Raw genomic sequence first — 371 nt, 5'->3', positions numbered from 1 at the left:
GGATCTGTGCCGACAATCACTTTGGCGATATTGCTGACAACACCCACCCCGCTGCCGATATAACGATTACCTGTTTGATGCTCAGTACTTGGTGTTTGCGTGATGGTATAGCCATCCGCGTTTGATTCGATTAAACCAGCAAAGCTGAATTCACCGTTTACATCTGTGGTGGTTTCAAAAGCAACAGCCTGACCATATTTGTCGGTGCCCGTTAGTTTGATACTGATAGTGTTAAGGGCTGAATCGTTAGGATCGATCACGCCATCTTGATCTACATCGAAGAACACTTTACCAGATATGGTTTTATCACCTGCTTTTGGCATTTCAGTAAAGCGCAGTGTTGGCGCAGGATCTGTGCCGACAATCACTTT

1 protein-coding gene is annotated in these 371 nt (G+C 45.6%); it reads right to left on the bottom strand.

The window, feature by feature from the left end:
- A partial coding sequence (locus tag A7985_RS25510) for an SdrD B-like domain-containing protein (RefSeq protein WP_141685460.1) occupies window positions 1–371 on the bottom strand: 371 nt, incomplete at both ends.

Origin of the sequence: Pseudoalteromonas luteoviolacea (assembly GCF_001696455.1) — a bacterium.
Classification (GTDB): Bacteria; Pseudomonadota; Gammaproteobacteria; order Enterobacterales; family Alteromonadaceae; genus Pseudoalteromonas; species Pseudoalteromonas luteoviolacea_C.
This window is presented reverse-complemented; position numbering and strand designations above follow the sequence as displayed.